Source organism: Streptomyces stelliscabiei (assembly GCF_014873495.1).
Classification (GTDB): Bacteria; Actinomycetota; Actinomycetes; order Streptomycetales; family Streptomycetaceae; genus Streptomyces; species Streptomyces bottropensis.
Genome location: NZ_JADBGF010000001.1, coordinates 9495970 through 9520037, shown reverse-complemented (window position 1 = coordinate 9520037; position 24068 = coordinate 9495970). Strand labels below are relative to the sequence as shown.

Sequence of the window (24068 nt, the reverse complement as noted above, 5' to 3'; positions counted from 1 at the left end):
CGGGATGTGGGCGCGGGCGCGCGCGGCGGAGTGGCGCGGCCCGGCACGGCGGTGGACCTGCACCGCGTCCGGCAGGGGATCCGCATCGGCATGCTGCCGTCGCGGGGGAGGCGTATGGTCCGCATATGGGTGACGTTCGGTGTGCTCGGGGCGTGTTCGCGCCTTCGGGGTGGCCCGGCCGGGCGCCCCGGTGTCGTCGAGGTCGTCCTCCGTCATCTGCCGGAAGGCGAGTCGCGGGGTGGGGGGCGGCGGTTGGTGGCGCGGGGTCACGGATTCTCCCTCGTACGCGGCTCGCCCGGATCGTGCGGATCATCCGCTTCGTTCATCTCACCCTGCGCGCCCGCCGCTTGAGGCGGGGTACGCGGTCGAAGATCGCGGCGAGGCGGGCCGCCTGGGTGAAGAAGGTGGCCGGGCGGGAGCGGTCGCCGTCGAGGTGGGTGAGGGTCTCCATGCCCAGGTAGAAGGCGACCGCCGCGCCGGCGAGCACGCGGGCCCGGACGACGGACCCCAGGGGCTTGCCGCGCAGCAGTGCCGTGAGCCGCGCCTCGGCCAGGTCCTCCCATTTCCTTGTTTCGAGGGCCAGTTGAGCGGCCAGGCGTGTTCCCGGTCGCGCGCCGGCGTACAGCTCCTGGACGGCGGCGATGTGCCCGGTCTCGGTGTCCTCGTCGTACAGCTCGCGCAGGCGGTCGATCGCGGGCACTGCGCGGTCGATACCGGACAGCTCGGCCCGGTAGCGGTCGATCCGGGCGCCGCTGGTCCGTTCCAGCGCCGCCACCAGCAGGTCGTCCAGGTCCGCGAAGTGGTAGTAGATCACTCCGGGCGCGAAGCCGCCGGCCTGGGCTATCGCCCGCGCGGTGGTTCCGCCGTAGCCGTTGCGGACCAGGCAGTCGAGGGCGGCTTCCAGGACCCGGTCACGGGTGTGGCGGGAAGTGCGGGAGTCGCGGGTGCCGGAGGCGGCGGGGGTGTCAGACAACGCGCACCGGCCTCACTCCGTGGGCGGTGAAGTGGCCTTCGAGTCTGCGTGCCAGTTCCGGCAGGTGGTGGCTGGGCACGCGCGGGTAGAGGTGGTGCTCCAGGTGGTAGGTCAGTTCCAGGAAGACGGCGGGGATGATCCTCCCGCGCAGGGTGCGGGTCTGCGTCAACGGGGTGTCTCCGTAGTCGTGGTGCGGCAGATACACCGTCAGAAGGGGATACACCCAGCTCCCGACGATCGCCATCACCGTATAGACCAGCGGCCCCGGCGAGTACGGCAGGAGCAGCACGCCCCCGGCGAGCGCGGCGAAGGGGGCCACCGCCTCCGCCAGCAGCCACCGGCGGTCCCGTCCGCGCCGGTAGGACCAGAGCCAGAGGCGTACGAGGAAGACCGGGCCGTGGCAGACCGCGCCCAGCAGGGACAGTTCGGCGGGACGGCCCTCGGGGTCGTCGGGGTGCGGGAAGAGACGGTGATGCTGGGTGTGGGTGGCGCGATAGGCGTGGCCGCTCTCCAGCAGGGCCAGTCCCATCGCGAACAGCGCCCAGTCGGTGGCCCGCTGCGACAGACCGATCGTGCGGTGCACCACGTCGTGGGTGACGGTCACGACGGCCACGAAGATCCCGAACACGATCACGGGCGTCAGCCACCACCAGCCGAGCCACACCGCGCCGGCGAAGAGCAGCACGCCCGCCCCGGGCCGTATCAGCGCCACGATCCGCTGCCGGCGCGTGGTGACGAGCAGATCCTCGCCGAGTTCGGCCAGGGTCGGCAGACCCGGGACCGGGGGGTTCGGGGGCCCGGGAGCACCGGGCTCGTCGATAGCGGTCATCGTGCGCGTCTCCTCTCCTTCAGCAGGCCTTCGGCGACGATGCGGCTGCCCAGCACACAGGCGACCGTGCCGAGGCCCGGCCAGGTGGAGTCGCCGACCAGCCACAGGCCGGGGCCGCCGAGGTCGTGCGGTATCGCGTGCTGGTTGGTGTTGGCCAGGCGCTGGCGTACGCCGCCGACCGCGCCCTGCGGCCTGAAGGCGAACCGTTCGTAGCTGCGGGGCGTACCCGTCTGGGCGATCACGGCGCGCTCCCCGAGGCGGGGGTACACCCGTCGCGCACAGGACAGGAGCCGCTCCCCCGCCTCCTTCTTGCGTTGCTCGTACTCCGCCTGGTCGAGGTCGCGCCAGTCGGCGAGGTCGGTGTGGGTGGAGATCATCACGGCACGGTGGCCGGGCGGCGCGCTGAGTGTGTCGCCGGGCGTGGAGACGGAGACGAACATGTTGTTGCCGTCGCCCAAGGGTCGGTCGTAGGACCGCAGGAGCTGATGATGTGTCATGTCATGTCCCTCGACCTCGGATTCGGGGACGCCGAGACATACGACGGTCGCGCCGCCGAGGGTGTCCGCGTCGCGTCGCAGGTATCCGTGGAGTGCGCGGCCGACGGGGAGGCCGGCACAGATCTCGGCCGTGGTGGCGGCGGGGACCGCGCAGACGATCCGGCGGGCGTGGAGGATTCCCTGCCGGGTCGTCAACCGGTAGGCACCGGGGCCTCCCTGGACGTGCGCGACGCGACAGGCCGTGCGGAGTGAACCGCCCAGCTCCCGGTAGCGCCCGACCAGCACGCGCCAGAAGCCGTGCATGCCGCCGTGGTGTCGACTGAGGCCGGCGCCCCGGATGGTCACCCCGAGCGCGGCGTTGATGAGGGGTGCGTCGTCGACACCGGAGTGGACGGTGTCCTCGACCAGCATGGCGAGCAGTCCGACCAGCGGCGCGTCCGCGCGCAGGCCGTGGTCGCGCAGCGCGTCTCCCAGCGTCCGGTTCAGGTGGCGGACGTGGGAAAGCCCGGACCATCCGACCGCCCGCAGGTCGTGGAGCGCGTCGGCGGGGCTGCGGACCGGCAGCCGTACACCCGCCCTGCTGGCCCGCCAGAAGGTGTGCGCGAGCCGGTCGAGCAGGTCCCAGAACGCGCGATGCCGCGCGCTGTCGCCGAGCGTGCGCAGCCGCTCGGCGTGCCAGGCGTCCTGGTCGCGGTGCAGTACGACCCGACGGTCCGGCAGATGGGCCTGATAGCCCGGCAGTTCCCACGCGTCGAGTGGGGGAATCCCGACGCCGTCCAGGAGTTCGCCGCCGACGCCGCCGGGGCCGAAGTCGACCAGGGTGGTGGCGCCCACGTCGAAGGAGAAGCCGCGCTTGCGGTAGTAGCCGGCACAGCCGCCCGCGTGACCGTGCGCCTCCAGAACGACCGTGGCGAGGCCCGCCGCCTGGAGGCGCAGCGCCGTCGCCATACCGGCCATTCCGCCGCCGATCACGGCCACGTCGGCGCACCCGCCGGTGGATGCGTCCGTCCGGCCGGTCGCCGTACCGACGCGTCGTCCTGGTTGTTCCCCGTCACAACTGGGCTCGTTGCGGCCCACGTTCTGAACATTCGTTCTGAACATCTGTTCAGAATGGGGCAGTCGGTCCCTCGCGTCAATGCCTCGGGTATGTGCGAAGAGACTCCTCGGAACCACTCCCTCCGGGATTGCGTACCTCTGTACGATCACCGGTCACACACGGGGATTTGGGGTGAAGGGGGCGGCGATGGACGACAAGTCGGCTGGGCGAAGAGGTGGTTGGCGGCTGAGGGCCGTCGCGTCGGGGGCCGCCGCAGCGGTGCTGCTGGGCGGGTGCGGCGCGGGGGCGACGGAGCCGGCGGCCACGCCCGCCGGCCAGGCTTCCGGGTCGCCGACACCTTCCGCTTCCGCGTCCGGGAAGGTGTCGGTGGCGAGTGGGAAGCCGTCGCCGGCACCGTCCGTGACGCTCTTCGAGGCGGACCCGGATCGCGTGCCCCGTTCGAAACGGCAGGGCGCCGCGCTGGCGGAGAAGATCGCGATGAAGCCGCGGGACTGGGGCACGGGCTTCCGGGCACAGCCGCTCGCCCGGAGCGCCGAGGGCACGGTCGCCGTCCTCGACGAGGACTGCCGGTGGCAGCGCCGGCCACAGCCGGACGGCGTGCTCTCCGCCCTGTCCCTCTACAGCGAACTGCCGGGCAGCGGAAAGCGCGGCACGATCAAGGTGACGGCGACGGTGACGGTGCACTCCACGGTCCTCGGCGCCGACGACCATCTGTCCGAGATGCTGGAGGAGGCGCTGCGCTGCCCGGAGCAGCAGGTGCGCGCCGACGAGAAGATCGCCGAGCTGATGTCCGTGGGCACCCCCCGCGGCATGCGCGGCAACAACTACGCCGACGACTCGATCGTGGAGACGGGCGTCTATCTGACCGGCGGCGGCAAGGCCCTGTACCGGTGGATGGTCACACGACTCGGCCCGGTCACCGTCACGGTGTCGTTCAAGGGCGCCGAGGGCTACACCGTCGACGATCTGGATCAGTACGTGACGCGTGGCACCACGACCATGCTCGACCGCGTGGCGTACGAGCTGGGCGGAGGCGAGAAGTGATGGAGCGACTGCGTTCGTCCGACCCGGCGCGGATCGCCGGCCACCGTCTGCTCGGCCGGCTCGGCGCCGGCGGCATGGGCGTGGTGTACCTCGCCCGCACACCCACCGGTTCGCTGGTGGCACTGAAGGTGCTGGCGGCGGAGTACGCCGAGGACGCCGGTTTCCGGGGACGGTTCCGGCGGGAGGTCGAGGTCGCCCGGCGCATCGACAGCCCGTGGGCGGTACCGCTGGTGGACGCCGACGCGGACGCGGAGGCGCCGTGGCTGGCGACGGCGTACGTGCCCGGTCCCTCCCTGGCCGAGGCGGTGACCGCGTACGGCCCCCTCGGCGAGCACGGGCTGCGGATCCTCGGCGGTCGGCTGGCTCTGGCGCTGGGCGAGGTCCACCGGGCGGGGCTGGTTCACCGGGACCTCAAGCCGGGCAACGTCCTGCTCGCCTCGGACGGGCCCCGGCTCATCGACTTCGGGATCGCCAGGGCGCCCGAGGACCACTCGCTCACCGCCACGGGGTTCGTGGTCGGCACGCCCGGCTACCTCTCGCCGGAGCAGGCCGACGGGCGTGGCGGCGGGACCATCGGCGCGCCCAGCGACGTGTTCTCCCTCGGCTGTGTCCTGGCGTTCGCGGCGACGGGCCGTCCGCCGTTCGGCGAGGGGACCCTCGACGCCCTGCTGTTCCGGGCCGTGCACGACCCGGCCGACCTCGACGGTGTCCCGGCAGCGCTGGCCGACCTGCTGTCCCGCTGCTTGGACAAGGACCCGGCCCGGCGGCCCGAAGTGACGGATGTCGTACGGGAGCTGCTGCCGGACGGGACGGTGGAAGGTGCGGCCCCGGGTAGGGCGGGGGACGGCTCGGACGCCGTCGAGGTCGGCTCGGAGACCGTCGAGGTCGGCCCGGACGCTGGGGCCGGGGAGGCCGCCGCCGCATCGCCCGCCCACACGCGAGGCGGCACCCCCGCCGACGCACCCGGCGACGCCCCCGCCTCCTGGCTGCCGGACGAGGTCATCAGGCTGATCGCCCGGCGTTCCACCGAGGCGCTCGCGCTGCCGGACATCGAGCACACCGAGATATCGGCCGACGCCGCCCGCGCGGGCACCGTCCCGGACGGCGGGTCCCCGGACGTGTCCGCCCCGCGACGATCCGCCTCCGACCACGACACCGCCTCCCCGGCTTCCGGCGACGACGACACCCGGCCCACGGCGGGCACCGACACCCCCGGAGCCCCCGCGCGGCGTCGTGCTCTCCTCGTCGGCGCGGGCGCGCTCCTCGCCGTGGGGGGCGCCACGGCCTGGTGGGCCGTCGGCCGGGAGGAAGGGTCGGGCGGCAAGAAGCCGGCCGCCGCGCCCCGGCGCCCCGCGTACACCCTCGCGCTGCACGGCGACCTCAGCGGAGAGCAGCGTGGCACCGGCCGGGCCCAGGAACGCGGACTGCGGCTGGCCGTCGAGGAGTTCAACGCCCGGCGCGGCGCCCCCTTCCGGGTGGGCGTGCGGGCCGAGGACGACGGCGGTGACCCGGCCGAAGCGGCCCGGCTCGCCAAGCGACTCGCCGACGACCCCTCCGTGCTGGCCGTCGTCGGCCCGACCACGGACGCGACCGCCCTGTCCGCACTGGCGGCCTACGACGCCGCCCTGCTGCCCGTCCTGGGGATCTCCCCCGGCGCCATCGCCCTGGTCGTGCAGGGCTTCCGCTCGTATCTGCAGGCACGGCTGCCCGACTCGGTGCTCCCCGTGTTCCTCGACGCGGTCCTGCGCGGTGCCCATCCGCGCAGGATCGGTCTCGTCGTCGACCGGGCCGCCGACAACTACGGCTACGAGGTCAGCAGCAGCCTGAGCAGGCAGTTCCATACGGCCGGGCAACCGTTCGTGCCCCGGGTCGTCGGCACCATGCGGTCCGGATTCGGGGACACGGTGGACGACCTGCTGGCCGCGGACATCGACTCGTTCGCCTTCGCCGGACTGCCCGACCGGGCCGCGTCGTTCGCCCGGACGCTGAGCGAGCGCGGCTACACCGGCGCCCGTGCCTCCGGACCGGCCCTGCTCGACCCTCGCTTCCTCACACAGGCGAAGGAGGCCGCCGACGGGTGGACGATCGTCGCGCCGGTCGTCGAACCGGCGGACATCCCCGAGGCCAAGGCGTTCGTGGGCGCCTACCGGAAGCGGTGGAAGCAGGCTCCGCCCCGGTACGCGGCGGAGGCCTACGACGTGACCTCGATGGTGCTCACATCGCTCGGGGACCTTCCGTCCAAGAGCCGCACCCGTGAGGAACTGCTCGCCGCGCTGCGGGCCGCCAAGTACCGGGGCGTCATCCGGACCTACGCGTTCCAGGAGAACGGCCTGCCGGTCATCGACGGCTCCGGCGGCTATCTCTGGCGTGTCGAGGGCGGGGCGTTCGTGTACGGCGGCCCCGCGCCGCTGACCGCCTGATGGAGCCACTGCGCAGCGCCGATCCGTCGCGGCTGGGCGACTACCGCCTGCTGCGGCGGCTCGGCGCCGGCGGTATGGGCGTGGTCTTCCTGGCCCGCGCGCCGGGCGGGGCGTTCGCCGCGGTCAAGGTGGTCCGGGCGTCCTACGCGGACGACGCCGGGTTCCGGGCCCGGTTCCGCCGGGAGATCGAGGTGGCCCGGCAGGTGGACAGCCCCTGGGTGGTCCCGTTGCTGGGGGCGGACGCCGACGCGGAGGATCCGTGGCTGGCGACCGCCTTCGTACCGGGTCCCTCGCTCTCGGAGGCGCTGGAGGACCACGGGCCGTGGTCGCCCGCGTCCGTCTGCGTGCTGGGGCTGCGCCTCGCCGAGGCGCTGGACGCCGTCCACCGGGCGGGGCTGGTGCACCGCGACGTGAAGCCGGGCAACCTGTTGCTGGCCCCGGACGGGCCACGGCTGATCGACTTCGGCATCGCGCGCACGCCGGAGGGTACGGCGCTCACGTCCACCGGTGTCGTCGTGGGCTCGCCCGGCTTCCTGTCGCCCGAACAGGCCCGGGCCGGCGGCGCCGGGGTCGGTCCGCCCAGCGACGTCTTCTCGCTGGGCTGCGTCCTGGCCTTCGCCGCGACCGGCGTACGTCCGTTCGGCGGTGGGGCGGCGGCCGGAATGCTGTTGCGCACGGTCTACGACGAGCCCGAACTGCCCGGCATCCCGGCCGCGTTGGAGCCGGTCGTACGGGCGTGCCTGGACAAGGACCCGGCGCGCCGGCCGACCGCCGTGGAGGTCGGGGCGGCGCTCGACGCGGCCGTGCCCGCCGACCGGGAGCGGTGGCTGCCGGAGCCGCTGAGCCGGCTGATCGCGGACCGGTCCGCGGCGGTGCTCGCCATGGGCGCGATCGAGCCGACACGGATATCGGCCCCGTCCTCAACGGCGCGCGGGGACGCGGTCGCGGCCGCGAAGGGTCCGATGGGCTCGGACGCGGCGACGGTGACCTCCCTGCAGACTCCGGACGCCGCTCCCCCGCGTGTGAGCCGCCGCGGGTTCCTGGCGCTCGGTTCCGCGGGGGCGGCCGGGGTGCTGGCGGCCGGCGGCGGCGCCTGGTGGTGGAGCGACCGTGACGAGGGGCGGAAGAAGGCCGGCACGGGCGCCTCCGCTTCGTCCGCTCCGCGCACCGAACTCACCGTGGCCTTCCAGGGCGATCTCTCCGGCGCGAACGGCGGGATCGGGCGGGCCCAGCTCAACGGCGCCCGGCTGGCCGTCGCCCGCGTCAACGCCGACGCCGGCCGGCCGCTGCGGCTGAGGCTGCGGGCGTACGACGACGAGGGTGAGCCCGAGCGGACGCTGACCCGGGGCCGGCGGCTGGTGGCGGACGAGCGGGTCCTCGCGGTGCTGGGCCCGACCACGGACGACTGTTTCCTCGCCGTGGAGAACACCTACGCCAAGGCCGTACTGCCCGTCGTCACCGTGTCGGTGGGGGTGGCGGCGCAGGCCAGGGAGACGGGGCAGTCCACTCTTGCCTCGCATGCGCAACTGTCGCCGACCGATCAGTTGCTCGCCGCCCCGTGCACCACCTACCTCTCGGGCAAGGCCGACGCCCGCAGGGTGTTCCTGGTCGACGACCGGGCCGAGGGCGACTTCGCCTGGACGCTCTGCAACCTCGTCGAGCGCGCGCTGGGCCGGGACGGGAGGGACACGAGCGTCACGAGTGTCGGCGCCGGGGCGCTGGACGCCACCGCGCTCGCCCGGAAGGCCGTCGCGGACGGCGCGGACGCGGTCGTGTTCAGCGGGGGTCAGAAGCGGGCGGGTGCCTTCGCGGCGGCACTGCGCGGGGCCGGGTTCACCGGGGCCCGGCTGGCGACCCAACGGGCCCTGGGCACAGGGTTCCTGGACCGCGCGGGCGCGGCGGCGGACGGCTGGGTGTTCGCCACCGCGTTCATCGATGCGACGGCCGTCCCGGCGGCCCGCGCGTTCGCCGAGGCGTACGAGGCGCGGTACGGGGAGCGGCCCGGCCGGTACGCGGCGGAGGCGTACGACGCGGTGCTGTTCCTGGCGAAGGCATGCGTCAGCGGGGACTCGGTCCTGAGGGAGCGCGGCGCGGTCGTACGCCGGATGCGTGAGGTGACGTACAAGGGTGTCAGCCGGACCGTCGCGTACACCCCGGACCTGGGGTACAACCACGACGCGCTGTTCCTGTTCCGCGCGGTCGGCCGGGAGTTCGACTTTCTCGGGCAGTACCAGCAGGCGGACGTGTGAGACCGGTCGTTCGAGCCGGTCGTCACGGCTGGTCGTCGCGGGTGGAGGCGCGGACGGGGGCGGAACTGGGGTCAGGACCGGGGTCGAGGATGGTCAACGGCCCCGGGCCCGAGGGGCTATCGTGCCTTCATGTCGCAGGATCTGATTCGTATCGTCTCCCGAGACTCGCCCATGGCTCTGGCCCAGGTGGAGCGTGTACGCGCCGAACTCGCCGTGCTGCACCCGGCGCTGCGCACCGAAGTGGTCCCCGTGAAGACGACCGGGGACAAGTGGATGGGTGATCTCTCCCAGGTCGAGGGCAAGGGGGCGTTCACCAAGGAGGTCGACGCCGCGCTCGTCGCGGGCGAGGCGGATCTCGCCGTGCACTGCGTGAAGGACATCCCCGCCGACCGGCCCCTCCCGGCGGGCACCATGTTCGCCGCGTTCCTGAAGCGGGACGACATCCGCGACGCGCTCGTGGACCCCGCCGGCCGCACCCTGGACGAGCTTCCCGCGGGCACCCGCATCGGCACCTCCTCCGTACGGCGCACCGCGCAACTCGCCGCCTCGCACCCGCACCTGGAGTGTGTGCCGTTCCGGGGCAACGCCAACCGCAGGCTGGAGAAGCTCGCCGCGGGCGAGGCGGACGCGCTGCTGCTGGCCGTCTCCGGGCTGGAGCGGATCGGCCGCGCGGACGTGATCAGCGAGGTCCTGTCCGTGGAGACGATGATGCCGCCGATCGGCGCGGGTGTCCTGGCGCTGCAGTGCCGTGAGGGCGACGCCCTCACCATCGACACCGTCAGCGGACTCGGCGACCCGGACACCCACCGCGAGACCCTCGCCGAGCGGATGTTCCTGCACGTCCTGCAAGGGCACTGCAACAGCCCCATCGCCGGCTTCGCCCGCACGGACCGCGGCGGCGAACTCTCCCTGCGCGCCTCCGTGTTCACCCCCGACGGCAAGACGGTCATCAACGCCCACGAATGGGCCGGCCGCCTCGACCCGGCCACGCTCGGCACCTCCGTGGCCGTCGCCCTGCTCCGCCAGGGCGCCCGCGACCTCATCGACGGCATCGCCCACTGAGCCGGGGCCGGCCGGCCCCGGCCGGCACGGTTCAGTCGACGTACCGGGCCAGTACCCGGCCCGGCCAGGCGCCGTCGAGGAAGCGATCGGTGGCGGTGAAGCCGTTGCGTTCGTAGAACGCGACGAGCCGGCCGTCGCCGCCCGCCCAGCAGTCGACCCGCAGGAGCCGGACGCCCGCCCGGCGGGTCTGCTCGGCGGCATGGGCCAGGAGAGCCGCGCCGATGCCGAGGCCGGCGTGCCGTCGGTCGGAGACCAGCAGGCGGACGTACCGCTCGGGTTCTGCCGCCGGGGCGATCGGAAGCTGCGGGCTGGGGCCGGTGTCCAGGACCAGGGCTCCCACGGGTGCGCCGGCCAGCTCCGCGATGTACGGGGTGTTCTCGGTCGTGTACCGCTCGACCCGGGCCGCCCCGTCGGGTCGCCGCGAGTACGGGATCGTGCCCCACTGCTCGGTGTTGCCGCGCTCGTTCATCCAGGTCACCGCCGCGTCGAGCATGGCGAGGACGGCCGGAGCGTCGGCCGGGCCGCCGGGTCTGACGGTCATGCCGTGCGGGGTGTCGGTCACGTCGGCGGCCCGGTCGGGGCGTCGTGGGGCGGGAGGCGGAGTTCGCGGTCGCCGAGCGGCTCGAAGAAGCGCTCCACGGCGGCGTCGGTGACGTCGGCGAGGGTGGCCGGGGACCAGCGCGGAGCGCGGTCCTTGTCGATGACCTGGGCGCGGATGCCCTCGACCAGGTCGGCGGTGGCCAGGGCCGCGCAGGAGACGCGGTACTCCTGCTCCAGCGCGCGTTCCAGCGAGTCCAGCCGCCGGGCGCGGCGCACGGCGGTGAGGGTGACCTTGACGGCGGTGGGTGACTTGGCGAGCAGCGTCTCGGCGGTCTCCTTCGCCGCCGGGTCGCCGTGGGCGAGGAGCCTCCGGACGATCTCCTCGGCGGTGTCGGCGGCGAAGCAGGAGTCGATCCACTCGCGGCGGGCGGCCAGTTCGCCGGGCGGTGGCTGCCGCACGTGGCGGGCGACCGCTTCCCGGACGGGCAGGTCGGCGAGGTCGGCGAGGAGGTGCCCGAGCGACGCGGACGGCACGTAGTGGTCGGCGAGGCCGCACACCAGGGCGTCCCCGGCGCCGATCTGCGCGCCGGTCAGGGCGAGGAGGGTGCCGAGTTCGCCCGGCGCGAGGGCCAGGAGCCGGGTGCCGCCGACGTCCGGGACGAAGCCGATGCCGGTCTCGGGCATGGCGATCCGGGACCGCTCGGTGACGACACGGACGCTGCCGTGGGCGGAGACGCCGACGCCGCCGCCCATCACGATCCCGTCCATGACGGCGACGTACGGCTTGGGGTAGTTGGCGATCCGGGCGTTGAGCCGGTACTCGTCGCGCCAGAACGCGGCCGAGGCGGTGCCGTCCCCGTCGCGGGCGTCGTCGTGGACGACCCGGATGTCGCCGCCCGCGCACAGGCCCCGCTCCCCCGCGCCCGTGATGACGACGCTCTCCACGGCCGGGTCGTGCTCCCAGGCGGTCAGTGCCTCGTCGATGCGCCGCACCATGGCGTGGTCGAGGGCGTTGAGGGCCCTCGGGCGGTTGAGGGTGAGGTGGGCGGCCCGGCCGGTGGTGCGCAGGAGGACGGGCTCCTCCGCGCCGCCGCTCATCGGCGGACCCCCGCCGTCGGACGTCGGGTCACGCTGACGCGCATGATCTGGCCGGTTCCTTTCGGTCGTCGACGCCCTCCCCCGGGCCAGTCGAGCGTACCCGACCCCTTCCCGGGCACCCCTGCCGGGCGCTCGCGCCTAGGGGTCCGTACGGCCGCGGTCCCCCGGATCGGTCGGGCGGCGGCGGGCGGGGGCGGAGCAGTCTCCCTCGCCTTCGCACTCGCGGGCCTGCCGGAGCAACGGGCCGGCGTGGCACCGGCGATGCAGTTCGCTCCGGCCGGCGCGCGCCCTCCCGCTTCCGTCCGGAGGGCGACGTGCACCTCCGGGGCGACGAGGCCCTCCTCGCCGAGATCAGGCGACTGGCCGGCACCGACACCCGCATCCTCGGCGACGACGAGGTGCTCCGCATGATCCTCCCGGCCCTCCGCAACGACTACCGCGCCGCCGAGCTGTACCGCCCCACCCGCTCCCACCAGGTCACCTGCCCCGTCACGGCGTCGGTGGGCACCACGGAGCCGAAGGCCCCCCTGGACGACGTACGGGCGTGGCGGGAGCACACGAGAGGCCTCTTCACCCTGCGGACCTGCCCCGGCGGCCACTTCTACCTGTTCGACCAGGCTCCCCAGGTCCTCACCCTGCTCACCGAGACCCTGACCGAGACCCTCATCGATGCCCGTTCCACGCCATCGACTGCGCCGGTGGACCACCGCTGACGCCCTCCCCTACCCCGGGGGCTTGTGCCAGATCCTGATCTCGGTGGCCGGAAGGCGCTCCGCGAACGGGTGCTTCCCCGGGGCCGCCCGCTCCAGCAGCGCCCGCAGGTCCCGTTCGAAGTCGGCCACCCCTTCGCCGAACAGGTGCGGCGCCGAGTCGGACCGGGAGAACGTCCAGGCGACGAGGTCGTCAGTGGTGCGGGTGACGACCTGCCCGCCGGGCACCACATGGCGCGTGAAGTCCGCGAACCCCGCGCGGGCGATGACGAGTTCCTCCCCGCCCGGCGTGCCGTCGACCAGAACGCCCTGCCCCGCCCGGCGCACCGGGCCCAGGTACCGGCGCACCAGCTCCCCGATGCCTGCGTAGGGCGGCGCGGTGGACGGCGGCGGCGGAGGCGCGGGGAGCGGGTCCTTCAACTCGCTCACGTGGACGAGCGCGCCGCCCGGTTCCAGCATGTCCCGCACGACGGCCGCGACACGGTCGCGATCCGTCCAGTGGAAGGACTGCGCGAACACCACGACCCGGAACTCCCCCAGTCCCGCGGGCAGGTCCTCGGCGCGGGCGGCCACCCAGCGCGTGTGGGTCACCCCTCGCCGTCCGGCCCGCCTTTCGGCCTCGGCCAGCATGTCCTCGTCCGGATCGACACCGACCGCCTCCGCGAAGAACCGTGCCATCGGCAGCACTACGGTCCCCGGGCCACAGCCGACATCGAGCAGCCGGCCCCGGCCGTCCAGACCGAGTGCCCCGGCGAGCACCTCGGGGAGGCCCGGGGCGTACGGGAGCCGGCCTCGCGCGTAGTGGGCCGCGCTGCCCTTGAAGAGCGTGGGGTCCCACTGCCACCCGTCAGGCATGCCGCCGGGCTAGAACGCGAAGCCCAGCAGGGCCACTTCGAGGGGGAGCGCGGGGCGCTCGGGCAGGGCGGGAGGGTCCTGGCCGCGGCCGGTGTGCGTGGGCGGGACGGGGCGGAGGGTGCTGATGCCTTCGGCGGCCCATCCCGCGTCCGTCGCGGGCAGCGACAGGGTCATACGGCGGCCGTCGGCCAGCGTGGTCTCGATCCTGGTCGGGTCGATCGTCGTCATGGCAACCCACTTCCGTCGCGCACCGCGTGCGGTCCAGCCTCACCAGTAGGGACGTCCGTTCGAACCAGGAAGTTCCCGTCCGGGGTGAAGCGGCGCCCCGCCCACTCCCCCGGACCCGGCGTCCTCCCGCCCGGGACCATCAGAAACGTGAACTGACGTACGGAGAAAGGCTGTCGGGACGTAAGTTGTGTCCGGAACTCCTCGCTTCGGCTGAAAGACGGACGGTAGACATGACCGACCACGCGACCTCCCCCGGACCGGCGGCGCATCAGAAGATCGACACCTCGGTGCCGCACTCGGCCCGTATCTGGAACTACTGGCTGGGCGGGAAGGACAACTACCCCGTCGACGAACAGGCCGGCGACGCGTACACCGCCGTGTTCCCGGGCATCGTGACCATCGCCCGCAGCAGCCGCGCGTTCCTGCGCCGCAACATCACGTATCTGGTCGCCGAGGCGGGCATACGGCAGTTCCTGGACGTCGGGACGGGCCTGCCGACCGCGGACAACACCCACGAGGTCGCCCAGCGCATCGCCCCCGAGGCACGCATCGTCTACGTGGACAACGATCCGCTGGTCCTGGCCCACGCCCGCGCCCTGCTCCAGTCCACGCCGGAGGGGGCCACCGACTACGTCGAATCGAACGTGCTCGACCCGGACCGCATTCTCGCGGCGGCCGCCGACACCCTCGACCTCGGCCGGCCCACCGCGCTGATCCTCAGCAACATCCTGGGCCATGTCGCCGACCACGACCAGGCACGTTCCATCATCGACCGGCTGCTGGGGGCACTGCCGTCCGGCAGTTACCTCTCCATCAACGACGGCTCCCGGGGCATCGACCCGGTCTTCGAGCGCGCCCAGGACGGCTACAACGAGAGCGGCGCCGTGCCGTACAACCTGCGCACGGTCGACGAGATCACCTCGTTCTTCGACGGCCTGGAACTGCTCGACCCCGGTGTGGTCTCGGTCCCCCTGTGGCGCCCGGACGCCACCGGTCCCGCCCCGGAAGTCATCGCCGAGCACGGCGGTCTCGCCCGCAAGCCGTGACGCCGCACGCCGTGGGGCCGCGCGCGTAGCCCCGCACACCTCACCCGGGCCGGGGGCCGGCCGGAGCCATCGCTCCGGCCGGCCCCCGGCCTCGTGCGCACGATGCCCCTGCCCGGGATGCGCCGACGACACCCGGCAACTCCCTGACCTCCGGCGGTCGTTGATCGATCACTTTCCGGCCAAACACTTGGCGTGCTCCTGACACGACACCCACACATCTGTCACTCTGTGCCCACCCCGTCTCACGACGGCGCACGCGCACCCGCATCGCAGCACTCCCTGCTCCACCCGGTGCCTCGACCCGTGCACCGGGTCCTTCGTACGGCCGCTCGTCCAACGTCGGCCGCAGCTAAGGAGTTCGCGTGAGATCCACCCCCCACAGACGCACCACGGCCACGGCCGCCCTCGTCGTCGCGGCGGCGATGCTCGCCGTCGCCGTCCCGGGCGCCCCGGCGATGGCACGCGGTGACGGGACAGAAGGCACCGCCCGTCCCGCGGCGGCGAAGCCGGACCGCGGGTCCCTGCCCGCGAAGCTGACTCCCAGCCAGCGCAAGTCCCTCATACGCCAGGCCGAGAAGGCCGTGGACACCACCTCCGACCGCCTGGACCTGGGCGGCAAGGAGGAGTTGAAGGTCCGCGACGTCGTCAAGGACGCCGACGGCACCGTGCACACCCGCTACGAGCGCACCTACGCCGGACTCCCCGTGCTCGGCGGCGACCTGGTCGTCCACGCCGCGAAGTCCGGCGCGATCGAGAGCGTCACCCGCTCCTACAAGCCCGCGCTGAAGGTGACGGACCTCAGCCCCGAGGTCAGCAAGGGCACCGCCGAGAAGCAGGCACTCGCGGCGGCGAAGAAGGAGGGGTCCACCAAGGCCGCTCCGGACAGCAGCCGCAAGGTCGTCTGGGCCGCCAAGGGCACGCCGACCCTCGCCTACGAGACGGTCGTCAGCGGCTTCCAGCACGACGACACGCCCAGCGAGCTGCACGTCATCACCGACGCGCAGTCCGGCAAGAAGCTGTTCGAGTACGAGGCCGTGCACACCGGCACGGGCAACACCCGCTACAGCGGCACGGTGTCGCTCGGCACCAGCCAGTCGGGTTCGTCGTACACGCTGACCGACGCGGACCGGGGCAGCCACCGCACCTACAACCTGAACCGCGGCTCCTCCGGGACGGGCACGCTGTTCAGCGGGAGCGACGACGTCTGGGGCGACGGGACCGCCGCCAACCTGGAGACGGCCGGCGCGGACGCGCACTACGGGGCCGCGCTGACCTGGGACTACTACAAGAACGTCCACGGCCGCAACGGACTGCGCAACGACGGGGTCGCCCCGTACAGCCGGGTCCACTACGGCAACAACTACGTCAACGCGTTCTGGCAGGACACCTGCTTCTGCATGACGTACGGCGACGGGTCGGGCAACGCCAACCCGCTCACCTCCATCGACGTGGCCGCGCACGAGATGACGCACGGTCTGACGTCGGTCACCGCCAACCTCGTCTACAGCGGTGAGTCCGGCGGACTGAACGAGGCGACCTCCGACATCTTCGCCGCCGCCGTGGAGTTCGCCGCCGGCAACTCCGAGGACGTCGGGGACTACCTGGTCGGCGAGAAGATCGACATCAACGGCGACGGCACGCCGCTGCGTTACATGGACAAGCCCAGCAAGGACGGCTCCTCGCGCGACTACTGGTCCTCCACGCTCGGCAACAACGACGTCCACTACTCCTCGGGCCCGGCCAACCACTGGTTCTACCTGGCCTCCGAGGGCAGCGGCGCGAAGGTCGTCAACGGCGTCTCCTACGACTCGCCGACCTTCGACGGGCTGCCGGTGACGCCGATCGGCCGGGAGGCCGCCGAGAAGATCTGGTTCCGGGCGCTCACCACGTACATGACGTCCACGACCAACTACGCCGCCGCCCGTACCCAGACCCTGCGGGCCGCCGCCGACCTGTACGGGCTCGGTTCGGTCACCTACAACAACACCGCCAACGCCTGGGCCGCGATCAACGTCGGCTCCCGGATCCTCGACGGTGTGACGGTCGTTCCCCCGGCCGCCCAGTACACCCTGACCGGGCAGGCGGTCACCCTGGACGTCCAGGCGTCGTCCACCAACGCCGGCGCCCTGTCGTACGCGGCCACCGGCCTGCCGGACGGGCTGTCCATCGACGCCGCCACGGGACGCATCTCGGGCACCCCGACCACGGCCGGGAACTGGACGCCGACCGTCACCGTGACGGACGCGGCGGACAAGACCGGGAAGGCGAGCTTCGCCTGGCGCGTGGACGAGGAGGGGAACCAGTCGGTGTTCGAGAACACCGCCGACTACCAGATCCCCGACAACTCCACCGTCGAGTCCCCGATCAACGTCAACCGGGCCGGAGCGGCGCCCAGCACGCTCACCGTGGACGTGAACATCGTCCACACCTGGCGCGGTGACCTGGTCGTCGACCTCGTGGCCCCGGACGGGACGGCCTACCGGCTGAAGAACTCCTCGTCGTCCGACTCGGCCGACGACGTGGTCGCGACGTACACGGTGGACGCCTCCTCGGAGACCGCCGCGGGCACCTGGAAGCTGCGGGTGCAGGACGTGGCCAGCCTCGACACCGGTTACATCAACAGCTGGAAGCTGACGTTCTGACGAACCGTCGACCCCCGGTGCGCTGAAGCACCTCAGCTGCCGAACGGCCGGTCCTGCGCCTGCGGGACCGGCCGCTTCGCCGTGTCCCCCTCCGCGTCGATGTGCGGCATCACCCGGTCCAGCCAGCGCGGGGTCCACCAGGCACGGCCGCCCAGGAGGGTCATCACGGCGGGGACCATCAGCAGGCGTACGACCGTGGCGTCGATGAGGACGCTGACGGCGAGCCCCAGACCCAGCATCTTGACCACGATGTTGTCGCTGACGACGAACGCGGCGAAGACGCTGACCATGATCAGGGCCGCGCAGGTGATGACACGGGCGGTGATCTCCAGGGCATGGGCCACGGAGGCGCGGGCGTCACCGGTGCGCAGCCAGGCCTCGTGGACGCGGGAGAGCAGGAAGATCTCGTAGTCCATGCTGAGGCCGAAGATGATGGCGAACATCATCATCGGGACGTAGCTCTCGATGGGCACCTTGCCGTGGACGCCCAGGGCGGGCCCGCCCCAGCCCCACTGGAAGACGGCGACGACGACGCCGTACGAGGCGGCGATGGACAGGACGTTCAGGACGGCCGCCTTCACCGCGACCAGGAGGCCGCGGAAGACGGCGAGGATGATCAGGAAGGCGAGGGCGACGACCACGGCGATGATGACGGGCAGCCGGCTCGCCACGATGTCGCGGAAGTCGACCTGGGAGGCCGTGGTGCCGGTGACGTACCCCTCGGCCTTCGTACCGGCGACCGAGGCGGGCAGGGTGTCGTCGACGAGGCGGTTGGTGAGGTCCGTGGTGTCGGCGCTCTGCGGGGACTGCGCGGAGTAGACCGTGCCCACCAGGACGTCCCCGTCCTGGGTGGGGGTCAGCGGGGTGACCGCGTGGGCGCCCTGGACCGCGTCGAGCTTCTTCTGGGCGGTGCTCTGCAGGCTCTGGCGGTCGGACGACGGCACCGAGGTCTGGTCGATGACGACCGTGAGCGGCCCGTTGGAGCCCGGGCCGAAGGCGTCCGTCATCAGGTCGTAGGCACGGCGGTCGGTGAAGGAGGTGGGGTCGGCACCGTCACCGATGTGGCCCAGCTGGATGGAGAAGAGGGGGATCGCGAGGATCGCCACGGTCGCGAGTCCGGCTGTCAGGAACCGCCACGGGTGGTGTTCGACGCGCTGGGCGTAGCGGTGCCAGGTGCCGGTGATCTCCTCGCCCGCCTCGGCGCCGGTCTCGGCGATCGGCTTGCGGACGTGGTAGCGGTCGATGCGTGTGCCGATGAGGCCGAGCAGGGCCGGGACCAGCGTGAGGGCGCCGATGATCGCGGAGACGACGGTCACGGCGGCGGCGAGTCCGAGTTTGCCGATGAAGCTCACGCCGGACGCGTACAGACCCGCGAGGGCGACGATGACCGTGCAGCCGGAGACGAGGACGGCGTGGCCGCTGGTCGAGGCTGCGCGGCCGGCCGCCCGCACCGGATCGTCGCCGTCCATGAGGTTCTGTCGGTGCCGGGTGATCAGGAAGAGGGCGTAGTCGATGCCGACACCGATGCCGATCATCGTCGCCAGGGTCGGGGAGACGGTCGCGAAGGTGAACGCGGCGGCCAGCAGACCGAGACACGCGAGGCCGCCGATCACGCTGAGCAGGGCGGTCACCAGCGGCAGCCCGGCGGCGACGACACTGCCGAAGCCGATCACCAGGACGACGATCGCGACCGCGAAGCCGATCAGCTCGCTGATCCGGTCGTCGGCGTCGGGCCGGGCCAGTTCACCGAGCGGACCGCCGTACTCGACCTCGGCGCCCGCCGACCGCAGCGGCTGGACGGAGTCGTCCACCCCGTCGAGGTACCCGTCGCCGAGCGTGGAGGGCTGCACGTCGAAGCGGATGGTGATGTACGCCGTCTTCTGGTCGGAGGACAGGGGGCCGACGTTCGGCTGCTGCGACTGGGACGACGACTGCGAGGTCTGACCGGCGGGCGCGGTGAGCGGGTTCTGCACCGACAGCACGTGCGGCAGTTTCTGCAGGTCGTCGACCGTCTCGGACATCTGGGTGCCGAGCGAGGTGAGGGCCTTGTCCTTGTCGTGCAGGACGATCTGGCTGCCGTAGCCGCCGGCCGCCGGATCGTGCTCCTTCAGCACGTCCAGGCCCTTCTGGGACTGCACGCCGGGCAGGGAGAAGTTGTCCGAGTAGTCACCGCCGTAGGCCCGGTTCAGCACCTGCACGGCCGCGAGGGCGACCAGCCAGGCGACGATGACGACCACGAAGTGCCGGGCGCACCACTCGCCGAGCCGCCGCAGCCTGCCCGGCGCGGCGTCGGTCCCGCCCGTCCGCTTGCCCTCACCCTCACCGGAACGCCTTGAGCGCATCGTCTCTCCCTCGGGAGCGATCTCCCGCATGCCATTACACGACGCCGTCGGGGCCCTGGCACCTCCGGCGGGCGCCGGTCCCCCGGTTGGCGGCCCCGGCTTGACAGGCGGACGATGGGGGGTGGGGACGGCCTAGCGGAAGGGAGCCGTCATGCTGGAGATCAAGACGGTCGAGAAGCCGGACGAGCGGCGCGATTTCCCCCGGGGTCACCTCGAAGCGGTGCACCTGACCGGGCTCGACTTCGCCGTGGCCACCTTCGAGCCGGGCTGGCGCTGGTCGGAGTCCGTCGGCCCCATCGCGGGCACGGACAGCTGCCAGGTCCACCACAACGGCTTCGTGGTCCGTGGCCGTATGCACATTCGTATGGACGACGGCGGTGAGGGCGAGGTCGGACCGGGCGACGCCTTCGTGTGCGCGCCGGGGCACGACGCGTGGGTCGTGGGCGACGAGCAGTGCCTGGTGTACGACTTCGCCGGTCAGATGGCCCAGGACTACGCGAAGGCGAAGGACGACTGAGCCGACCCGGGTGCGGAAGGGGACGGAGGCGGTGGCGCGAGCGCCCCGCCTCCGTCGGTGTGCTGCCGGGGGCCAGCACCCGAGGGACCTACACCCCGTCGGCTTCCCGCAGGTTGTCCAGCGTCGCGTTGGTGTCGCTCTTGAGCCACTCCACCACGTCGCTCACCTCCGGCATGGTCGCGCCGTCGTCGTAGGTGGAGCCGTAGGCGCTCCACCGCATCTCGTACGTCATCCAGCCGTCGCGCACCGCGAGGGTCGCCGCCCGGCTGCCGCTGTTGTCGTCCCCGGACGTGGTGTCCTCGGTGACGAGATACGCCTCGTCGCCGAAGCCGGAGACCTTGTCCACGTCGTAGTCCTCGTACCGCTGGTCGTACTCGGACCACTGGGCGGTGAACTCGGGGCCGGGGTCGGTCTTCTTGTGGAGGTCCACCTGGACCGAGAAGTAGGCGTCGGAGAGGGAGGAGGTCGAGGACTCCTTGAGGGAGATGCTGCAGTAGCTCTCGTCGAGGGCCTCGTGCTCCAGGGAGTTGTGCACCGGCTCGGTGTCCTCCTGCGGGTACTCGTTCTTGAACGACGAGTAGTCCACCGAGGAGCAGAGGTTGGACTCGGCCTTGTACCCGCGCAGGTCCGCCTCCGTGTCGCCCTTGCCGACGCCCAGCAGGAAGACACCGCCGGCCCATGCCGCCGACGTCACGACCGCGCCCACCAGCACCCACAGCACGGCGCGCCCGCCGGCGCCGGTCGCGGGCGGCGCCCCGAGGGGCGGGTAGCCGCCCGGCGGATAGCCGTACGCGGAGGCCTGGGCCGGCACCGGCGGGCCGTAGCCGGGCGCTGACTGGGGGTTCGGGTACGAGTAGGCGCTCGGGGCCGCCGCCTGGCCGGGCGTCTGCGCCGGGACCGGTATCTCCGCCTGGGTCGGTGTCGGGGCCTGAGCCGGCCCCGGCGGCTGGGCCCGCGGGTCGGGCTGCCCCGGGGGCGGCCAGGCCGGGGACGCGGACGGCTGATCCTGCGGCTGGGGCTGTGCCGGCGCACCCTCGGGGCGGTCGGTCATCGGCTTCTCCTGGTGTCGTGGTGGATGGGGTGCGGCTGTGGAGCCCGCCCGGCGGGGTGCCGTGCGCGAACGTGTGGAGGAGAAATACCCGCGGCCCGATCCCTTCCATGCGGCCCCCGGAGCCTCGGCCGCACCTGAAGATCCAAGCCTCGCAGAACGCCTCCCGTGCGGTCGTCCGTGAAACTACGCACCCCGTCTACGCAACCCGGCGGGCCGGCCGGAACGGACCCGTCGTGGGGCGGGGGTCGCCGCCCGGTGCTTTCATGGATCCCATGACCAGCAGAGGTGTCGTGGTCGAGCGACGGGTCACCGCTTCTCAGGGGCGGGTGTGGGAGGCCCTGACGGACCTCGGCCGGATGGACCGGATGCTCGGCGGCGTCACCAGGATCGAGGTCCTCACGGACGGGGTCTTCGGGGTGGGCACGCGCTGGCGGGAGACCCGGCGCATGTTCGGCAAGGACGCCACCGAGGAGATGTGGGTGACCGTCAGCGAGCCGCCGGAACGCTATGTGGTGGAGGCCGCGTCGCACGGCTCCCGCTATGTCTCCGCGTGGCGGCTGCGCGCCGACGGGCCGGAGTCGACGACGATCCTGATGACGTTCTCGGCCGAGCCGACCGGAGGCGTCGCGGGTCTGCTCGCCAAGGTCATGGGTGCCGTCGGTGCTCGCGCCGTGCGCAGGGCGATCGCGAGGGATCTCGACGACGTCGCCCGGTGGGTCGAGGGCCGCAGGAGCTGATCGCTCCCGCGGCCCCGCACGGTCACCGTGACCGGGCGCGCGTCAGGAGTCCAGACCGTAGCCGGAGGTCACGTAGGCGCATTCCGTGTAGATGTAGCCCGGCTCCAGCTTGGCGGTGTCGGAGGCGGCGCTGGAGGCGCTGCCGCCCTTCGGCTTGTGCAGGAAGTACGTGGTGCCGACGGGCAGGCTGATCGTGCGCTGCGGGTACTTGTCGTTGCCGCTGCACGGCTTGAAGCCGCTGACGAGGGTGCTGCTCCAGCTGTAGCTGGAGCAGGTGCCGCAGCCCTTGAGCGTGAAGGTGCCGGTCACCGGGCCGGTGTACATGACCTGGATCTCGTCGGGGCTGTCGTTCTTGACGGTGACGGAGATGCTGCCGCCGGAGCGCGTCGTAGGCAGCTTCTTGCCCGCCGCCGGGACCTCCTGCGCGATCTCGGCGGCGATCGCGATCTTCTTCGCCCGCGGCGCGTTCTTGTGCTTCTTGTGCGCGCCGACGAAGTCGTTCATCGAGGTCACCGCCTCGGCGAAGTCGCCGTCGCGGTACTGGTCGACGCCGCAGGTGTAGACACCCGTGGACGCGGAGTCCTCGGCCCGTCCGGCGTCGGCGGCGAGGGCGTCGGCCACCCCGGCCTTGTCCCCCGGCAGCGCCTTGACCTGGGAGCCGAGCGTCTCCAGCTGGTCCACGGCGGTGCACGGGTCGTCGCCGCCCACGGCCTTGACCGCCTTGTCGACGGCCGCCTTCACGTCGGGCTCGACCTTCGCCGCCTGGTCGGAGTCGGGGAACGTGGTGAGGAGGTCGCTGAACTGGTCCTGCCAGCCCGCGGTGTCGCCCTCCAGGCCGGCGGAGGCGCACTCGTACAGCGAGGTGGCGAGCCGGTCGTCGGGCCAGTCGGCCAGCGAGCCGAGGTCACGCTTGCTCACGGTCTGCGGGACCGTGCGCAGGTATTCGAGGGGAGCGACGGCGTCGCAGTACTCCTGCTTCTCGTACGGGGCGCCGACCGTCGTGTAGAAGGTCTTCAGCCGGTCCGGGACCTTCTCGGCCGCCCGGGAGTCGGGGTGGTCGGTGCTGAGGTCGTCGTAGGCGGTCAGCGCCCTGCGGAACTCGGACTGGGTCGTGGAGAAGGACTCGCCGGAGGCCTTGTCCACGAGGTCGTCGGCCTTCTCCAGCCGGTCCAGGAGCATCTCCTCGACGGCTTCCTTCCGCGCGGTCTCGTAGAGCAGACCGCCCGCGACCGGTACGGCGAGGAGGAGGACCCCGAGCACGATGGCGAGCGGCGACCGCGCGGGCCACACCAGGCGGGTGCGCAGGCCCAGGAAGGCGCCGTGGACGGCGGTGAGGAGGAGGAACAGGCCATAGACGGTGAGGGTGGTGCCCGAGACGCCGTCGGGGTCGGCCGGCAGCACCGTGAAGACCAGCAGGCCGGTGGCCACCCAGCACACCAGCGTCAGGAGGGGGCGGCGGATCAGGGCGTAGCCGAGTCCGAGACCGCTGAGGTTCAGCAGGCCCACGCCGACGGCCCGCCAGGCGTCCGCCGGCCCGGGCGGCGGACCCGGCGGCATGGGCGGCACGGGCGGCACGACGTAGCTGTGGCTCCAGCCGTCCTGGTCTCTTACCCCGTACTGATCCCCGGACATCTCGGATCCCCCCGTCAACTCCACCCGCATGGTTACGAATTGTCAGTGTACGGCCGAAAGTCGATGCCGCGACAGGCGTTTCCCGGGCACCGGCAAAGATCGATTTCCATTCGTGACCACCGCGTGCGCGATGATCCGGAAGGGTCGTGCGCCGCGCCCGGCGAGGGGCGGAGGCGTGGACCCCACAGCCTGTTGACGCACGGAGGTCACCGGCCGGTTCGCTCGGGGAGCGGGGTTTTTCCCCTCCTCCGGCGCACGATCCGGAGTGCGGCGGGCGGGGGACGCCTGCGCAAGGACGACGGCCGCCGCCGTGCCCGTGGTCAGGACGCCGGCCGCGAGCAGGATCCCGAGAGGGACGGCCGGATCGTACGGGGGGCGGCCGGCGTAGGCGGTGGCCGACCACGAACCCGGCCAGCGGGGCACGGCGCCTGAACGGCCGGGCTGCCGGCGATGACCGCGCCGAGCGCGACCGTCACGGCCGGACAGGCGTCGGTGTCGCTTCCGGCGCCCAGCCCGTCGGCCACCATCGCCACGAGCAC

At 72.7% G+C, this 24068-nt stretch carries 19 protein-coding genes; 9 read left to right on the top strand and 10 right to left on the bottom strand.

From position 1 onward, the window contains the following. Nucleotides 1-322: 322 nt before the first annotated feature. The 3 genes from H4687_RS41525 to H4687_RS41515 are packed head-to-tail and all read right to left on the bottom strand — an operon-like array spanning nucleotide 323 to nucleotide 3400. The gene (locus H4687_RS41525) at nucleotides 323-973 is read right to left on the bottom strand and encodes a TetR/AcrR family transcriptional regulator (RefSeq protein ID WP_046914167.1); all 651 of its coding nucleotides are present in this window, start codon (nucleotides 971-973) and stop codon (nucleotides 323-325) included. Then, on the bottom strand, nucleotides 966-1802 hold the full coding sequence (locus H4687_RS41520) for a fatty acid desaturase (protein WP_050398662.1): 837 nt from the start codon (nucleotides 1800-1802) through the stop codon (nucleotides 966-968). The genes H4687_RS41525 and H4687_RS41520 overlap by 8 nt, the downstream gene beginning before the upstream one ends. Beyond that, nucleotides 1799-3400, bottom strand: a complete 1602-nt coding sequence (locus tag H4687_RS41515; protein WP_078907340.1) for a phytoene desaturase family protein — start codon at nucleotides 3398-3400, stop codon at nucleotides 1799-1801. Before H4687_RS41515 ends, H4687_RS41520 begins: the two co-directional genes overlap by 4 nt. A 385-nt stretch (nucleotides 3401-3785) precedes the next feature. On the opposite strand from H4687_RS41515, the gene H4687_RS41510 reads away from it, so the two are divergent. The 4 genes from H4687_RS41510 to hemC all read left to right on the top strand — a co-directional run bounded on the left by H4687_RS41510 (nucleotide 3786) and on the right by hemC (nucleotide 10131). Further along, nucleotides 3786-4400 (top strand): hypothetical protein, encoded by a 615-nt coding sequence (locus H4687_RS41510; RefSeq protein WP_046914178.1) that lies wholly within the window; start codon nucleotides 3786-3788, stop codon nucleotides 4398-4400. Continuing rightward, entirely contained in the window at nucleotides 4400-6820 is a 2421-nt protein-coding gene (locus tag H4687_RS41500) for a bifunctional serine/threonine-protein kinase/ABC transporter substrate-binding protein (protein WP_050398658.1), read from the top strand. Before H4687_RS41510 ends, H4687_RS41500 begins: the two co-directional genes overlap by 1 nt. Next, on the top strand, nucleotides 6820-9069 hold the full coding sequence (locus tag H4687_RS41495; RefSeq protein WP_046914165.1) for a bifunctional serine/threonine-protein kinase/ABC transporter substrate-binding protein: 2250 nt from the start codon (nucleotides 6820-6822) through the stop codon (nucleotides 9067-9069). Before H4687_RS41500 ends, H4687_RS41495 begins: the two co-directional genes overlap by 1 nt. Nucleotides 9070-9198: 129 nt before the next feature. Beyond that, the gene (hemC, locus tag H4687_RS41490) at nucleotides 9199-10131 is read left to right on the top strand and encodes a hydroxymethylbilane synthase (protein ID WP_046914164.1); all 933 of its coding nucleotides are present in this window, start codon (nucleotides 9199-9201) and stop codon (nucleotides 10129-10131) included. A 31-nt stretch (nucleotides 10132-10162) separates the two neighbouring features. On the opposite strand, the gene H4687_RS41485 is transcribed toward hemC, so the two are convergent. Both H4687_RS41485 and H4687_RS41480 read right to left on the bottom strand, forming a co-directional pair. Further along, nucleotides 10163-10672 carry a GNAT family N-acetyltransferase gene (locus tag H4687_RS41485; protein ID WP_179859940.1) on the bottom strand — a complete coding sequence of 170 codons (510 nt, stop codon included), beginning with the start codon at nucleotides 10670-10672 and terminating at the stop codon, nucleotides 10163-10165. A 17-nt stretch (nucleotides 10673-10689) separates the two neighbouring features. Then, nucleotides 10690-11769 (bottom strand): enoyl-CoA hydratase/isomerase family protein, encoded by a 1080-nt coding sequence (locus tag H4687_RS41480; RefSeq protein ID WP_046914162.1) that lies wholly within the window; start codon nucleotides 11767-11769, stop codon nucleotides 10690-10692. 314 nt (nucleotides 11770-12083) lie between these two features. Here H4687_RS41480 and H4687_RS48285 point away from each other — a divergent pair, with 314 nt between their 5' ends. Continuing rightward, nucleotides 12084-12482 (top strand): thioesterase II family protein, encoded by a 399-nt coding sequence (locus tag H4687_RS48285; RefSeq protein WP_233443493.1) that lies wholly within the window; start codon nucleotides 12084-12086, stop codon nucleotides 12480-12482. A gap of 9 nt (nucleotides 12483-12491) precedes the next feature. Here H4687_RS48285 and H4687_RS41470 read toward each other — a convergent pair whose 3' ends face one another. Together H4687_RS41470 and H4687_RS41465 are read right to left on the bottom strand one after the other, a co-directional pair. Beyond that, nucleotides 12492-13334, bottom strand: a complete 843-nt coding sequence (locus H4687_RS41470) for a class I SAM-dependent methyltransferase (protein ID WP_046914161.1) — start codon at nucleotides 13332-13334, stop codon at nucleotides 12492-12494. Nucleotides 13335-13343: 9 nt separating this feature from the next. Next, nucleotides 13344-13562: a hypothetical protein gene (locus tag H4687_RS41465; protein WP_050398656.1), complete on the bottom strand. Its 219-nt coding sequence runs from the start codon at nucleotides 13560-13562 to the stop codon at nucleotides 13344-13346. A 230-nt stretch (nucleotides 13563-13792) separates the two neighbouring features. Here H4687_RS41465 and H4687_RS41460 point away from each other — a divergent pair, with 230 nt between their 5' ends. Continuing rightward, nucleotides 13793-14608, top strand: a complete 816-nt coding sequence (locus H4687_RS41460) for an SAM-dependent methyltransferase (RefSeq protein WP_097248806.1) — start codon at nucleotides 13793-13795, stop codon at nucleotides 14606-14608. 362 nt (nucleotides 14609-14970) lie between these two features. Beyond that, a complete protein-coding gene (locus tag H4687_RS41455; protein WP_046913028.1) occupies nucleotides 14971-17250 on the top strand; it encodes a M4 family metallopeptidase in 2280 nt (759 codons plus the stop codon). A 32-nt stretch (nucleotides 17251-17282) separates the two neighbouring features. Here the strand turns inward: H4687_RS41455 and H4687_RS41450 are convergent, their stop codons facing one another. Next, nucleotides 17283-19592 carry an MMPL family transporter gene (locus tag H4687_RS41450; RefSeq protein ID WP_179859941.1) on the bottom strand — a complete coding sequence of 770 codons (2310 nt, stop codon included), beginning with the start codon at nucleotides 19590-19592 and terminating at the stop codon, nucleotides 17283-17285. Nucleotides 19593-19743: 151 nt separating this feature from the next. Between H4687_RS41450 and H4687_RS41445 the strand changes: the two genes are divergently transcribed. Then, nucleotides 19744-20109, top strand: coding sequence for a cupin domain-containing protein (locus H4687_RS41445; RefSeq protein ID WP_005483838.1), 366 nt, complete (start codon nucleotides 19744-19746; stop codon nucleotides 20107-20109). A gap of 88 nt (nucleotides 20110-20197) precedes the next feature. On the opposite strand, the gene H4687_RS41440 is transcribed toward H4687_RS41445, so the two are convergent. Then, a complete protein-coding gene (locus H4687_RS41440; RefSeq protein ID WP_046913030.1) occupies nucleotides 20198-21160 on the bottom strand; it encodes a hypothetical protein in 963 nt (320 codons plus the stop codon). A 272-nt stretch (nucleotides 21161-21432) separates the two neighbouring features. On the opposite strand from H4687_RS41440, the gene H4687_RS41435 reads away from it, so the two are divergent. After that, on the top strand, nucleotides 21433-21897 hold the full coding sequence (locus H4687_RS41435) for an SRPBCC family protein (RefSeq protein WP_046913031.1): 465 nt from the start codon (nucleotides 21433-21435) through the stop codon (nucleotides 21895-21897). Between the two features lie 42 nt (nucleotides 21898-21939). Here H4687_RS41435 and H4687_RS41430 read toward each other — a convergent pair whose 3' ends face one another. Then, nucleotides 21940-23529 (bottom strand): hypothetical protein, encoded by a 1590-nt coding sequence (locus H4687_RS41430; RefSeq protein ID WP_225966973.1) that lies wholly within the window; start codon nucleotides 23527-23529, stop codon nucleotides 21940-21942. Nucleotides 23530-24068 lie beyond the last annotated feature (539 nt).

Coding starts and splice junctions, on each gene's coding strand:
- H4687_RS41520 (WP_050398662.1), bottom strand. CDS start 1,802: ATGACCGCTATCGACGAGCCCGGTGCTCCCGGGCCCCCGAACCCCCCG.
- H4687_RS41515 (WP_078907340.1), bottom strand. CDS start 3,400: ATGTTCAGAACGAATGTTCAGAACGTGGGCCGCAACGAGCCCAGTTGT.
- H4687_RS41500 (WP_050398658.1), top strand. CDS start 4,400: ATGGAGCGACTGCGTTCGTCCGACCCGGCGCGGATCGCCGGCCACCGT.
- H4687_RS41495 (WP_046914165.1), top strand. CDS start 6,820: ATGGAGCCACTGCGCAGCGCCGATCCGTCGCGGCTGGGCGACTACCGC.
- hemC (WP_046914164.1), top strand. CDS start 9,199: ATGTCGCAGGATCTGATTCGTATCGTCTCCCGAGACTCGCCCATGGCT.
- H4687_RS41485 (WP_179859940.1), bottom strand. CDS start 10,672: ATGACCGTCAGACCCGGCGGCCCGGCCGACGCTCCGGCCGTCCTCGCC.
- H4687_RS41480 (WP_046914162.1), bottom strand. CDS start 11,769: ATGAGCGGCGGCGCGGAGGAGCCCGTCCTCCTGCGCACCACCGGCCGG.
- H4687_RS41470 (WP_046914161.1), bottom strand. CDS start 13,334: ATGCCTGACGGGTGGCAGTGGGACCCCACGCTCTTCAAGGGCAGCGCG.
- H4687_RS41465 (WP_050398656.1), bottom strand. CDS start 13,562: ATGACGACGATCGACCCGACCAGGATCGAGACCACGCTGGCCGACGGC.
- H4687_RS41460 (WP_097248806.1), top strand. CDS start 13,793: ATGACCGACCACGCGACCTCCCCCGGACCGGCGGCGCATCAGAAGATC.
- H4687_RS41450 (WP_179859941.1), bottom strand. CDS start 19,592: ATGCGCTCAAGGCGTTCCGGTGAGGGTGAGGGCAAGCGGACGGGCGGG.
- H4687_RS41445 (WP_005483838.1), top strand. CDS start 19,744: ATGCTGGAGATCAAGACGGTCGAGAAGCCGGACGAGCGGCGCGATTTC.
- H4687_RS41440 (WP_046913030.1), bottom strand. CDS start 21,160: ATGACCGACCGCCCCGAGGGTGCGCCGGCACAGCCCCAGCCGCAGGAT.
- H4687_RS41435 (WP_046913031.1), top strand. CDS start 21,433: ATGACCAGCAGAGGTGTCGTGGTCGAGCGACGGGTCACCGCTTCTCAG.
- H4687_RS41430 (WP_225966973.1), bottom strand. CDS start 23,529: ATGTCCGGGGATCAGTACGGGGTAAGAGACCAGGACGGCTGGAGCCAC.